The organism is Pseudonocardia halophobica, assembly GCF_027922425.1.
Classification (GTDB): Bacteria; Actinomycetota; Actinomycetes; order Mycobacteriales; family Pseudonocardiaceae; genus Pseudonocardia; species Pseudonocardia halophobica.
Map to the genome: position 1 here is coordinate 61,344 of NZ_BSFQ01000013.1, position 13,621 is coordinate 74,964.

The 13,621-nt window shown below is 75.2% G+C and carries 7 protein-coding genes and 1 pseudogene; all 8 read right to left on the minus strand.

Features of this window, described 5'->3' with window-relative positions; genetic code table 11:
* Nucleotides 1-35: 35 nt before the first annotated feature.
* The gene (locus tag PKE99_RS17025; protein WP_051737397.1) at nt 36-1,154 is read right to left on the minus strand and encodes an acyl-CoA dehydrogenase family protein; all 1,119 of its coding nucleotides are present in this window, start codon (nt 1,152-1,154) and stop codon (nt 36-38) included.
* A gap of 642 nt (nt 1,155-1,796) precedes the next feature.
* Nucleotides 1,797-2,675, minus strand: a complete 879-nt coding sequence (locus PKE99_RS17030) for a ferredoxin family protein (RefSeq protein ID WP_037045543.1) — start codon at nt 2,673-2,675, stop codon at nt 1,797-1,799.
* 56 nt (nt 2,676-2,731) lie between these two features.
* Nucleotides 2,732-4,360, minus strand: coding sequence for an AMP-binding protein (locus PKE99_RS17035; RefSeq protein ID WP_231498201.1), 1,629 nt, complete (start codon nt 4,358-4,360; stop codon nt 2,732-2,734).
* Between the two features lie 82 nt (nt 4,361-4,442).
* A complete protein-coding gene (locus PKE99_RS17040) occupies nt 4,443-6,569 on the minus strand; it encodes an ArnT family glycosyltransferase (protein WP_037045544.1) in 2,127 nt (708 codons plus the stop codon).
* Nucleotides 6,570-6,595: 26 nt separating this feature from the next.
* Nucleotides 6,596-7,879 carry a bifunctional glycosyltransferase family 2/GtrA family protein gene (locus PKE99_RS17045; RefSeq protein WP_081924129.1) on the minus strand — a complete coding sequence of 428 codons (1,284 nt, stop codon included), beginning with the start codon at nt 7,877-7,879 and terminating at the stop codon, nt 6,596-6,598.
* Between the two features lie 191 nt (nt 7,880-8,070).
* Nucleotides 8,071-9,645: an AMP-binding protein gene (locus PKE99_RS17050; RefSeq protein ID WP_037045545.1), complete on the minus strand. Its 1,575-nt coding sequence runs from the start codon at nt 9,643-9,645 to the stop codon at nt 8,071-8,073.
* A gap of 164 nt (nt 9,646-9,809) precedes the next feature.
* Nucleotides 9,810-11,813 (minus strand): annotated as a pseudogene (locus tag PKE99_RS17055) (ArnT family glycosyltransferase).
* A 314-nt stretch (nt 11,814-12,127) separates the two neighbouring features.
* The gene (locus PKE99_RS17060) at nt 12,128-13,621 is read right to left on the minus strand and encodes a sensor histidine kinase (RefSeq protein WP_051737398.1); all 1,494 of its coding nucleotides are present in this window, start codon (nt 13,619-13,621) and stop codon (nt 12,128-12,130) included.

Sequence of the window (13,621 nt, forward strand, 5' to 3'; positions counted from 1 at the left end):
TCCGGGCGGGCCGGGTCCACTGCAGTGTGCGAGCGCTACCTCGGACGGTCCGGTAGTCGACCGAGGGCGGTGAGTTGGGCCGCGCGCACCGGCGCGGTCTGCGCCTGGACGAGGTGGAAGCTCGCCTCCCGCGCCCACCGCTGCTCCGGGCTGTCGAGCAGCATCGCCGCGCCCGAACGGGCCGCGACCAGGGCGTTCGCGGCGCGGACCGTCAGCGCGCCCAGCTCGCCACGCAGGGCCAGCCGTTCCGGGATCCGTTCGCGCAGCGGTACCTCGACGAGCAGGGCGAGGGCCTCGGCGCGCAGTTCCTCGGCCCGGTCGGAGAGCGTCGCCGCGAGCTCCGCCGCCCCGGGCCGGTCGAGCGCGGCGAGCGTCCGCAGGACGCGGCGCAGTAGGCCGGTGGTCGCAGCCGTGGGGTTCGCGGTGCGGGCGGCGTCGAGCTCGCGGTAGGCCGCGCCGTCGGCGAGACCGAGGACGGCGTCGGGGCCGACGGCGAGCCCGTCGATCTCCAGTGCGACGGTCCGGGTGCCGCCCATGACCGCCAGCGGCAGCGGCTCGCCGGCTCCCAGTCCCGCCGACTCGCGGGCCGGGACCAGCGTGAAGAGGTACCGGTCGTCGGGCGCGGCGGCGGCGATCATCACGTGGTCGACCAGACCCCAGCCGGTGCACCAGTCGGCGCGCCCCTGCAGCCGCCACCCCGCGCCGTCGGGCTCCGCGCGGACGGCGGGCTGACCGGAGCGGCGCAGGTGCGCGATCGCGAGCCCCGCCTGCTCGTGTGCCGTCGACAGGGCCGCGCGGTGCTCCGGGCCGGCCTCTCCAGGGGCGAACTGCGCCGGGTCGAGGCCGGCCACCCCGCCGCGCGCGAGCATCTGCGGGGTGCGGTGCTGGTTGACCACGAACCAGGTCGCTGCACACGCCCCGGCGAGGACCTCCGTGACCTCGATGTCCGTGACCGCGTCGGCGCCGAGCCCGCCCTCGTCCTCCGGGATCCGCACACTGAGCAGACCCGCCTCCGCCAGCGCCCGGATGTGGTCCCTGCGCACCCCGCGCGCGGGATCGTCGGCCGCCGCGGCGTGCGGCTCCAGCAGTTCGACGGCCAGTCGGCGCGCCCGCTCGACGGGATCCGCGGGTGGCACGGGGACGGGAGCGATCACGGGGAAGACGGTAGGCGGTGGGTGCTGTCGGTGGCCGAGCCCGTCGGAGGCAGGGGAGCAGTGCAGGGGCAGGGGAGCAGGAGGGCAGCGGAGCAGGAGGGCAGGGAGCGGGAGGCAGGGGCAGGGCTGGCACACCGTTCCGGCGCGCTGACACACCCCGTCCGGTCGGCCGCACATCCCGTGGACCAGATGTGCGACGCCCCCCGGGGCGTGCGACCGGGTCGGGACCCGCGAGCCGGACCACCGCCGAGTCGAAGATCCGCGCTCGGGCAGCGAGGCGTTCGGGGATCGAGCGCTTCGCTGCCGAGGCGTGGATCACCGGCTGGATCGCGATCCTGGCGGGGTGTGGCGGCGCGGAGCGAGGTGGCGCTGACCAGATCGCGATCTTCGTGGCGCGCAGGCCGCTCGGCACGGCACGACCCGTGTTCGCACACCCGCTCGCGCAAGTCACAGGCCGTCGACCGGGTGTGCCATGGAGGTTCGGGGTGCGGGGCCGCGCCCGCACGGGTGTGTCGCGATCGCTCGGGTGTGCCACCCGTCGCGCTGTTCCGAGCACTGGCGATCTCGGCCGGATCGCCCCCGAGCCGGGCGGATCCGACGTCGGAGCTGTGTGCCGCCGTCCCACCTCACCGCCGTCCGACCTCACCGCACCCGGGCGAGCTCCCGGATCTCGGTGGCGACGAGGGGGGCCATGCGTTCGAGGGTGCCGCCGCACGAGGTCGGGCGTTCGGGGCCGGGGACCGGTTCGACCCGCACGGCCCAGGCGGCGCCGTCCGGGCCGATGACCAGCACCTCGGGGCCGTCGATGCGGGCGACGAGGAGGGCGTCGACGTCCCGTAGCCCGGTGTGCGCGCGCACGGCGAGCTCGGCGACCTGCCCGGCCGGCTCCCAGGCGGCGCGGCCGCGGCAGTGCCCGTGCTCCACCTCGCCCTGCCCGGCGGCCTTGCGCGCCTCGATGGCGGCCGCGAGGTCGAGGCGGCCGTAGAGGTAGCCGGTGGGCAGCACGAGCGCGGTCGGGGCGAAGCGGTGCCCGCCGAGGTGCGAGCACTCCCAGATCCCGTCCGTCTCGGTCTCGGCGAGGCCGCGGGCGAGCGCGAGCCCGTCGACCGCGCAGCACAGGTCGCGGGTGCCGTGTGTGCAGACCAGCATCAACGGCCGGGTGACGGGTTCGCCTGCGCGGGCGTCGTCGAGGGGGATCGAGGCGAGCTCCGACGGCCCCTCGACCACCAGCCGTCCGACGCGGACCGCCCCGGGGCCGGTGTCGGCGAGCAGCACGGTGCGCGGTGAGTCCGACGGCGGACGGCGCCCGGGCCGCCTGATCAGCAGCAGTCGCCGGCCGGCTGCGCGGGCCCGCTCGGCAAGCCCCGCGACGGCGGGATCGGGGTGCTCGTCGACGGTCCGCGGCCACGCGCCGAGGTGCTCGACGCAGACGAGCCGGTCGCCCACGGGGGCGGTGCCGGGGAGGGGCTCGGCGAGCGCACGCGCGAGTGCGGAGCAGCGCGCGTCGGTCTTCCCGGCCATTCCGGGACCCTACCTTAGGTCACCCTAAATCGCACGGGTGACCTCGGATGATGCGTTCAGTCCATACCCGGTAACTCTCTGGTGACCACCTTGCCGGTCTGGTTGCGCGGGAGCTCGTCGAGGAACACCACGTCCCGGGGGACGGCGAACCGGGCGGCCTTCTCCTTGACCAGCGCGCGCACGCCGTCCTCGTCCAGGGTGGCGCCCTCGCGCAGCACGACGTAGGCGGCGAGCCGCTGACCGAACTTCTCGTCCGGCACCCCGACGACGGCGACCTCGCGCACCGCGTCGTCCGCCGCGATGAGGTCCTCGACCGGTCCGGGGTGGACGTTCTCCCCGCCCGAGACGATCATGTCGTCGCCCCGGCCGGTGAGGAAGAGCCGGCCCGCGTCGTCGAGGTGCCCGACGTCCCCGGTGCCGATCAGCCCGTCCTGCCGCTCGATGTCCTGGCCCTCGCGCATGTAGCCCTCGAAGGGCAGGTCGTTGCCGACGAAGACGCTGCCGTCGGTGTTCGGCGGGACCCCGCGGCCGTCGTCGTCGAGGATCCGCAGGACCGTCCCGACGGGCGCGCGGCCCGCGGTGCCCGGCGCCTCCCGCAGGTCGCGCGGCGAAGCGATGCTCACCCACGAGACCTCGGTGGAGCCGTAGAGGTTGTAGAGGCAGTCGCCGTAGCGGTCCATGAAGTCCTGGGCGAGCCCGGTCGGCAGCGCGGAGCCCGAGACCGCGACGATCCGCGGCCGGTGCCCGTCGCGCCACGCCTGCCCGGTCTCGTGGACCCGCTGCACCATGACGGGCACGGCGATGACGACCTCGATCTTCTCGGCCGCCACGGTGTCCAGGAAGTCCTCGGGGTCGAACTGCCGGCGCAGCACGACCGTGCCGCCGTGCAACAGCGTGAGCAGCAGCCCCGCGTTGCCCCAGGTGTGGAAGAGCGGCGCGGCGAGCAGCGTCGGTTCGCCCGCCCGCAACGGGATGACCGAGAGGATCGACGCCGCCGGCGCGAGGTTCGAGATCGGCGGGCGCTGTGCGCCCTTGGGAGTGCCGGTGGTGCCTGAGGTCAGCACGATCACCCGGCCCTCCTCGGCGGGACGCCCGGGCGGCGGGCCGGGGGTCTCGGCGAGCCCGTCGAGCTCGCCCTCGCCGATCAGGATGAGGCCGTCGGGGAGCCGGTCGCGGAACTCGTCGTCGACCACGACGATCCGCAGCCTCAGCTCGTCGGCGATCTCCGCGAGCTGGCCGGCGGGCAGGCCGGTGTTGAGCAGCACGACGTCCGCGCCCAGCTTCGCGCACGCCACCATCGCCTCGATCGCGCCGTGGTGGTTGCGGCACAGCACGCCGACCCGGGTGCGTTCGGCCGCGCCGCGGTCCTTGAACCCCCGCGCGAGCCCGTCCGTGCGGGTGTGGACCTCGGCGTAGGTGAGCGTGCCGGAGTCGTCGACGATCGCGGGCCGGTCGGGGTGCCGGGCGGCGCCGACCGCGTAGCCGCCGGCGAAGGTGAACCGGTACCGGACCAGCCCGGCGAGCGCCCCGGCCAGCCGGTCCGGCCGCATCGGCCGGACGACCCCGGAGCGGGCCAGCGCGACCAGCGCGCGCCCGGTGCCGAGGGTGGTGGTGGCCGCGTGCCGCAGGCCGGCGGCGGCCGGGCCGAGGGTGTCGGTGAGGAAGGGGGTCCGGCGGTCGCTCACGGCGCCATTCAACCGTGCCCGCCGCCGGGTCGCCGTGCGCGGTGCTCCGGCACCACCCACCGCGCACGGGCAGCGAGGCTGGTCAGTCCGTGGGGGCCGCGAGGTCGTAGACGGTGCGGCCGCCGACGGTCGTCGCGGTGTAGTGCTGCTCGACCCAGGTGGTGATCTCCGAGGTCGCGCCGCCGCGCCCGCCGGGGCCGCCGCCCATGCCGCCGGTGACGAAGTACCGGATCTCGCCGTTCGCCACGTACTGCTGGAACTGCTGCAGCGTGGGGTAGGGGTCGGAGCCGATGAAGCCGCCCATGGCCATCACCGACGCGCCCGAGGCCAGCTCCATCGAGGCCGCGCCCTGGGAGCCGGTGGTCGCCGCGGCCCAGCGGGTGCCGGCGTTCCGCAGCAGCGTGACGAGCTCGGCGTCGACCGACTCCGCACCCGGACCCCCGCCGCCGGGACCACCACCGAAACCGCCCGGGCCCGCGACGGCCCCGGGCGAAGCAATGCCCGCGGCACCACCCGGCACCCCGCCCTGCGTCCCGTCGGGAACCGCTCCCTGCGCGCCCTCCACCGACCGTCCGTCCGTGCGGTCGCCGAACCGGGCGTCAGCGCCCCGCATCCCGCCGAAGCCCTCGGCCCCCTCCACCGCGGGACCCGCGCTCGGGATGGACCCGGTGTGCGCGGTAGTCGCGGTCACCGCCGCCGACGCGGTCGGGGCGGCGATGCCGGCGAGCACGGCCGCACCCGCCACCGCGACCCCCCAGCGCTGCCGCCCGGCCGGGATCAGGAAGGCCGCGGCCGCGAGCAGCCCCACGACCAGCACCACCCACCGCAGCCACGGCAGGAAGGTCGGCGACCAGCCCAGCATCACGAACGCCCACACCGCGGTGACCGCCGCGGAAACGGCCAGGGTCGCCCGCCCGGTCCAGGTGTCGCGGGCCGACCAGGCTTCCCGCCCACCGAGGGCGACCAGCGCCGCGATGCCCGGGGCCAGCGCCACCGAGTAGTAGGGGTGGATGGTGCCGCTCATGAAGCTGAACACCAGCCCCGTCACGACGGTCCAGCCGCCCCACACGAGCAGCGAGCCGCGCATCCGGTCGGTCCGGGGCGCGCGCCGGGTGAACCACAGCGCCGCGACCAGCAGGATCAGCGCCGCGGGGAGCAGCCAGGAGATCTGCGTACCGAACGACGTGCCGAAGAGCCGGCCGAGACCCGCCTCGCCGCCGAACATGCCGCCACCGGGACCGCCACCGCCGGGTGCCGCGGGGACGCCGCCTGCCTCGGCGCCCCCGGGGAACCCGCCGGCGCCCGCCTCGAACCCGCGGCCGCCGCCTCCGCCCCCGCCGTTGCCCTCGCCGCCGAAGATCCGGCCGAGGCCGTTGTAGCCGAACGCCAGCTCGAGCGGGGTGTTGTCCGTGGACCCGCCGATGTAGGGCCGTGCGTCGACCGGCCACAGCGCCACCGCGAGCAGCCACCAGCCCGCGCCGACGACGATGCCCACGCCGGCCACCAGGACGTCGCGGACCCGTTTACCGACGGTCGTGGGGGCCGCCCACAGGTAGGCCATCGCGAAGCCGGGCACCACCAGGAACGCCTGCAGCATCTTCGCCAGGAACGCGAAGCCGAGGACGAGCCCGGTGAGCAGCAGCCACTTCCACGACGCCTTCTCGAGCGCCCGGACCGTGCAGTACGCCGCGACGACGAGCAGCAGGACGAGGAACGCGTCGGGGTTGTTGAAGCGGAACATCATCACCGCGACCGGCGTGAGGGCCAGGACCAGCCCGGCGAGCAGCCCGGGACCGGGGCCGGCGACCCGCTTCACCGCCGCGTACAGCAGCGCGACCGACGCGACCGCCATCAGCGCCTGCGGCACCAGCATGCTCCACGAGGAGAACCCGAAGATCCGCCCGGAGAGCGCCATGATCCAGAGCGACGCCGGCGGCTTGTCCACCGTGATCGCGTTGCCGCTGTCCAGGGAGCCGAAGAACAGGGCGGTCCAGCTCTGCGTGCCGGCCTGCACCGCCGCGGCGTAGAAGGAGTTCCCCCAGCCCGAGATCGCGATGTTCTGCAGGTACAGCACCGCGGTGCCGACCAGCAGCAGCACGGACGCCGGGCGGTGCCACCGCCGCCGGGGAGCAACGGCGGTGTGCCGGGGGCCGGAGCCGCCCGCGGAGGGGCGGGCGGCTCCGGTGTCGGTGTGGAGCGTGGTGGTCACGGCTGCCTCTCGGTGCGGCGGGACTGTCAGGCGGCGATCTCGGAGGGCACGTCGGCCGGCGCGGCGGCCGCGGTGCGGGCGCGGCCGCGGAACACCCAGGCCCGGAAGAGCACGAAGCGCAGGACGGTCGCGACCAGGTTGGCGACGATGATCGTCACCACCTCCAGGCTCTGGTGGGCGCCGGGCACGAGCGCGCCGAGGAGGGCGAGCGCCCCCGTGGTGAGGCCCAGCCCCAGGCCGAACACGATGAGGCCCTGGAACTGGTGCTTGGCCGCGTCCTGCCGCCCGCGGACGCCGAAGGTCAGCCGCCGGTTGGCCGCGGTGTTGGCGATCGTGGTGAGCAGCAACGCGGCGACGTTCGCCCAGATCGGGCCCATGAACGTCCGGAACAGCAGGAACAGCAGCAGGTTCGCGAGCGTGCTGGCGATCCCGATCGCGGCGAAGCGGACCAGCTGGGTGGGCAGGCCCTGGGGGACACCGGCGACGTCCGCCTGCAGCGGCGCGCGACCGAGCTGGGCGCGGACCTCGGCGATCGGCAGCGCCCCGGTCGCCAGCGCCCGCCCGACGCGCCAGACCCCCTTCAGGTCCGCCGTGGCCGTCGCGACGATGTCCACGGTGGAGTTCGGGTCGTCCACCCAGTCCACGGGGACCTCGTGGATCCGCAGCCCCGCGCGCTCGGCCAGGACCAGCAGCTCGGTGTCGAAGAACCAGCCGGTGTCCTCGACGAGCGGGAGCAGCCGCCGCGCGACGTCGCCGCGGATGGCCTTGAAGCCGCACTGCGCGTCGGAGAACCCGGCCTGCAGCGTGCTGCGGAGGATCAGGTTGTAGCAGCGGGAGATGAACTCGCGCTTGGCCCCGCGCACCACCCGGGAGCCGCGGCCCAGCCGGGTGCCGATGGCGAGGTCGGAGTGCCCCGAGATCAGCGGGGCGACGAGCGGGAGGACGGCGTTGAGGTCGGTGGACAGGTCGACGTCGCAGTAGGCGAGGACGGACGCGTCGGACGCCGACCACACGGTGTGCAGGGCCCGCCCGCGGCCCTTCTGCTCGAGCCGGACCAGCCGGACCTCGGGGAGCTCGGCCTCCAGCCGGGCGCCGATCAACGGCGTGGTGTCGACGCTGGCGTTGTCGGCGATGGTGATGCGGAACGAGTACGGGAAGCTGCGCAGGAGGTGCTCGCGCAGCCGCCGGACCGACGGCTCGAGGTCGCGCTCCTCGTTGTAGACGGGGACGACGATGTCCAGCACGGTGCGGTCGCGCCGGCCGCCGCGGGCGGCGTACTCGGTCGCGTGGTCGACGACTACGGGGCTCATGCCGACGACGATCGGGGCCGGGGCTGTCGCGGGTTTGTGGTCGGCCTGTGGCTCCGCTGTGGAGCGTCCCCGATCCGGTGTCACGCCCGTCACACGGTCGCGGTCGGGGCGGGGAGCGGGCCTCATGGGCCCGACGATCCCGCCGCCGGCTGTCGTGATCGTGTGCCGGACCTGTGCGCGAGCTGTGGGCGCTACCGGACGGCCTCGCGCCGCACCCGGATGCCGGCCGCCTCGCGGTCCCAGGCGGCCGCCGAGCCCTCGGCCCGCAGCCGCGCCTTCTGCACCTTCATCGTGGGTGTGCGCGGCAGGGCGTCGGCGACCCGGACGTACCGCGGCACCATGTAGTGCGGCATCCGGTCGACCAGGAAGGCCAGCAGCTCGGCCGGGTCGATCTCGGCGCCCGCGCGGGGGACCACGACGACCAGCACGTCGTCCTCGCCCAGCTCGCTCGGCACCGCGATCGCGGCCGCCTCGTCGACGGCCGGGTGGGCCTGGACCTCCACCTCGACCTCGTAGGAGGAGATGTTCTCGCCGCGCCGGCGGATCGAGTCCTTGACCCGGTCGACGTAGAAGTACTCGCCGGAGGGCTCCTGCCGCAGGGCGTCGCCGGTGTGGAACCAGGCGTTGCGCCAGGCCTCCGCGGTCGCCTCCGGGTTGCGGAAGTAGCCCGTGGTCATCACCCAGGGATCGGCGCAGCGCAGCACGAGCTCGCCCACCGCGCCGGGCGGGACCGGCATGTCGTGCTCGTCGACGAGCCGGGCCTCGACGCCCTCCCGCGGGACGCCGCAGCTGTACGGCGTCTCCGGGTCGAACCCGGTGCGCAGCGGCACCGAGGTCTCGCTCATGTTGAACACGCTGTAGTACCGCATCCCCGCCCGCCGGCAGACCGCCATCGCGTCGGGGGTCATCGGGGCGAGCAGCGCCATCCGCAGCGTGGTGTCCCGCTCGGCGTCCGACGGCGGCAACGCGTTCAGCATGGTCCCGATCGAGCCCATCATCACGAGGAAGGTGCCGCCGACCCGCAGCACGTCCTCCCAGAACGTGGCCGTGCTGTACCGGGTGATCACACCGAAGGACCCGCCGTGCACCAGCGCCCAGCACACGGCCGACATGCCGGTGATGTGGAAGAGCGGGGTGAAGATCAGGCCGCGGTCGTCCGGACCGGTGTCGGGGTAGGAGACCCGGCCCATGGTGGCGAGGTGCATCGCCGACGACAGCAGGGCCTTCGACGGGCCGGTGGTGCCGGAGGTGAAGAGCAGGGCGGCGGTGTCCCACGGCTGCAGCGGGCGGTCGAGCGGGTCCGGGTCGTCCGGCCCGTCGAGCAGGTCCGCCACGGGCCGCACGTCGAGGCCCGCGAGCTCCGGCTCCCCGCCCTCGGTGAACACCGTGCTCAGCCGGGCCGTGTCGACGGCGGCGAGGCGCTCGGCGAGCCCGGCGTGCGTCACCATGGTCCGGACCTGGGAGAGCTCCACCGCGTGCTCGAGCAGCCCGCCCTTGTACGCGGTGTTGAACGGGACGTGCACCGCGCCGAGGTAGGCCACGGCGAGCCACACCCGCACCGACAGCGGCCCGTTCTCCAGCCAGGACGCCACGTGGTCACCCTGCCGCACGCCCGCCCGTTGCAGGGCGCGGGCGGTCACCCGCACCTGGCGGCGCAGGTCCGCGAAGGTCCACTCGGGCTCGCCGGTGTCGAACACGGCGACGACGCGGTCCGGCGTCTCCGCCGCCCAGCGGTCGATCAGGTCGCGGAACACGACCTCCTGCATGCGGCCTCCCGGTGACGGCGGTGTCCCCTCGCTGAACGCGCGTTCAGTCTGCGGGGGGAGGGCGGGTCCCGCAAGGGATCCCGCCCCCCGGCTCCCGATCACGCCCCGCCGGCTCCCGGATCATGCCCCTTCGGCTTTCGGATCAGGCCCCTTCGGCTTTCGGATCAGGCCGTCGTGCCGCCCGTGAGGTCGTAGAGCGTGACGCCGTCGACGGTCTGCGCGGTGAAGTGCTGCTGCACCCACTCCGCGATCCCGGCGGCCGCGTCGCTGCCGCCCGTGTCCGAGCCGCGGGCGTCCGACCCCGCGCCGCCGACGAACCAGTGGATCTTCCCCTCGGCCACGTACTGCTGGAACTGCGCGAGCGTCGGGGCGGGGTCGGTGCCGTTGAAGCCGCCGACCGCCATGACCGGGGCCTCGGCCGCGAGCTGGTACCCCGCGGCGGCGTTGGAGCCGACGGCGGCCGCGACCCAGGTGTAGGCGGACGCGTCGTCCTGCAGCAGCGTGGTCACCGCGGCGGGCGGGGTGGTGGTGCCGAGCAGGGAGCCGAAGGCGCCACCCATGCCGCCGCGCATGCCGCCGAAGCCGGTGCCGCCTGTCCCGGTCGTGCCCGGGGAGATGCCGGGTGCCGTGGTGCCGCCGGGAGCGCCGGCCTGCCCACCCGGCGCCTGCCCGGCGCGGAATCCGCCGCGCATGCCTGCGCCACCGAAGCCGCCGCCCGGCCCGCCCGTGCCGCCCGGCCCCCGCCCGACGCCCGACGGCCCGGAGCTCGGGATCGCGCCGCTGTGCGGCTGGGCGGCGGTCGCCACCGACCACGCGGCCGTGCCGCCCAGCGAGGCCAGCACCGCCGCCGTCACGACACCGGCGGAGAGCAGCCGGGGGAGCTTGTGCACGCCGAGCAGCGCCCCGGCCGCGACCACGCCGAGCGCGAGGACGGTCTAGCGCAGCCAGGGCAGCCACGAGTCCAGCAGCACGAAGGCCCAGATCGCGCTCGCCGCGACGGCGAGGCCCAGGTAGACCCGCGCCGTCGCGGTGGAGCGGAGGCGCCACAGCTCGGCCGCTCCCATGCCGGCGAGCGCACCGATCGCCGGAGCCAGGGCGACGGTGTAGTAGGGGTGGATGATCCCGGCCATGAAGCTGAACACCAGCCCGGTGATCAGCAGCCAGCCGGCCCAGACGAGCGCCGCGGCCCGCACCCGGTCGGTGCGCGGGCGCCGGGCGGTCAGCCACAGCAGTCCCACCAGCAGGATCAGCGCCGCCGGGAGCAGCCAGGAGGCCTCCGACCCCATCTCGGACCCGAAGAGCCGGCCGATGCCCGTCTGGCCCCAGCCGCCGCCCGCGCCGCCGCCGACGCTGCCGGTCTCGTCCCCGGTGAGCCGGCCGACGCCGTTGTAACCCAGCACCAGCTCCATCACCGAGTTGTTCTGCGAGCCGCCGATGTAGGGCCGCGACGCGGCCGGCCACAGCTCGACCACCAGCACCCACCAGCCCGCACTGACGACGAGGGCGACGCCCGCCAGCAGCAGGTACCGGACCCGTCGTCCGATACCTGTGGGTGCGGCGACCAGCCACACCGCCGCGAGCGCCGGCACGATCAGGAAGGCCTGCAGCATCTTCGTGAGGAAGCCCAGGCCGAGGAACACGCCGGCGAGCACGAGCCAACGCCCGTGCCCGCGCTCCAGCCCGCGCAGCGTCGCCCACACCGCCGCGACCAGCAGCAGCACCAGGAGCGCGTCGGGGTTGTTGAAGCGGAACATCAGCGTGGCGACGGGCGTCAGCGCGAGCACCGCGCCTGCGAGCAGGCCGGCCGCGGGTCCGGAGGTGCGCCGCACGATCGCGTACAGCAGCCCGACGGCCGCGATGCCCGTCAGCGCCTGCGGGACGAGGATGCTCCAGCTGCTCAGCCCGAAGAGCCGCACCGACAGCCCGGTCACCCACAGCGCCGCAGGTGTCTTGTCCACGGTGATCGCGTTGGCGGCGTCGGACGAGCCGAAGAACCACGCCTCCCAGCTCTCCCCGCCGGCCTGCGCGGCGGCCGAGTAGAAGGCGTTGGCCCAGCCGGAGGCCGACAGGTTCCACAGGTAGAGGAAGCCGGTCCCGACCAGCAGGACCGCGAGCGAGGCGCGCTCCACCAGCTCCCGCCGCCGTCGCGGGGGCGGGCCCTCGGCCACGGGGGGATCGGCGGGCCGTGCGGTCAGGGTGCTCGTCACGCTGCCCGAGGCTGGTGCGTCCCGCTGTGCCGCCCCGGTGCCGCACCTGTGCGCCGCCTGTGAGCGCCCCCGCCGAGGCGATCAAGGGCGACCAGCGCAGGAAGCGCCCGCGGGAGCCGGTCCTTGATCATGGCGACCGTCACCTGGTCGCGGTGTCGGCCGCACTCACGTGCCACTCGGAAGGATCTCGGCTGATCTGGCCGCGCGAGGGTCACACCACTGCTGCGCGCGCAGCGCTCCCGTGACTCTCGGAACGATCTTCGCGGGGGCGCTCCTCACACCCGCGCGGGCGCCTCGGCGGGAACGGCTGCGGGGGTGAGGGGGAGGGTCACCCGGAACTCGGTGCAGCCCGGGCGGCTCTCCAGCCCGACCCGTCCGCCGTGGGCGGCGACGACGGCGTCGACGATCGCCAGGCCGAGGCCGGTGCTGGCGGTGTTGTTGACCGCGCGGGCGCGGCCGGCGGAGCCTCGGGCGAAGCGCTCGAAGACGTGCGGCTGCAGGTCGGCGGGGATCCCGGGGCCGGTGTCGACCACGCTGAGCAGCGCGGACCCGTCGGACACGCCGAGGCCCACGGTCACCTCGGTGCCCTCGGGGGTGTGGGTGCGGGCGTTGGCCAGCAGGTTGGTGAGGACCTGGGTGAGCCGCGAGGCGTCACCGGGCACCGTGACCGGCTCCTCGGGCAGGTCGAGCTGCCAGCGGTGCCCGGGGCCGGCGGCGTGGGCGTCGGAGACGGCGTCGAGCACCAGCCGGGTGAGGTCGACGGGCGCGCGTTCGAGCGGGCGGCCGGCGTCGAGGCGGGCGAGCAGCAGCAGGTCCTCGACCAGCGTGCTCATCCGCTCGGCCTGCGACGAGATGCGGGTCAGCGCGTGCGCGGTGCCCTCGGGCAGGGCGGCGCCGTCCCGGCGGGTGAGCTCGGCGTAGCCGCGGATCGCCGCGAGCGGGGTGCGCAGCTCGTGGCTGGCGTCGGCGACGAACCGGCGCAGCCGGGTCTCGCTGTCCTGGCGCGCCTCGAGGGCACCCTCGACGTTGTCCAGCATGCGGTTCAACGCGGCCCCGACCTGCCCGACCTCGGTGTGTTCGTCGGGCTCGGGCACCCGGGTGGCCAGCTCGACCTCGCCCCGGTCGAGGGGCATCGCGGAGACCTTCGCGGCGATGCCCGCGACCTCCTCGAGGGGCCGCAGCTCGCGCCGGACCAGCACCGTCGCCGCGATCGCCGCGCCGCCGAGGGCGGCCCCGATCACGATCAGCTCGATCACGACCAGCCCGTTGACGATGTCCGCGACCTCCTGCGCAGGCTGGCCGAGCACGAGGACGGTGCCGTCGGGCGCGGACACGGCCACGGCGTGGTAGTCGCCGAGCGAGAGCGACACGGTCCGCGGGTGGTCGCCGGGCCGCAACGCGCCGAGCTGGGCGACGTCGGCCTCGGGCACCGTTCGGGAGGAGCCGCGGCGGTCGGTGACCGCCGCCTCCTCGACGACGCCCGCGCGCACCACCGCGCCGAGCGTGCCGGGCTTCTGCGCGGGGCCGAGGAAGGAGTCCGCCCGGCTGAGGCCCGGCGGGGCGGGCTCGTACCGGGAGAACTGGAAGCGCGCCGCGGCGCCGAGGACGTCCTCGTCGAGGCGGTGGTAGAGGAAGCTGCGCAACGCGATCGCGGTCGCGACCCCGATGACGGCGCAGGCCAGCGCGATCAGCAGCAGCACGGTGACGACGAGCCGGGCGCGCAGCGTCCGGCTCCGCGCCACGACCCGGTCGGTCACCCGTGCGGCCAT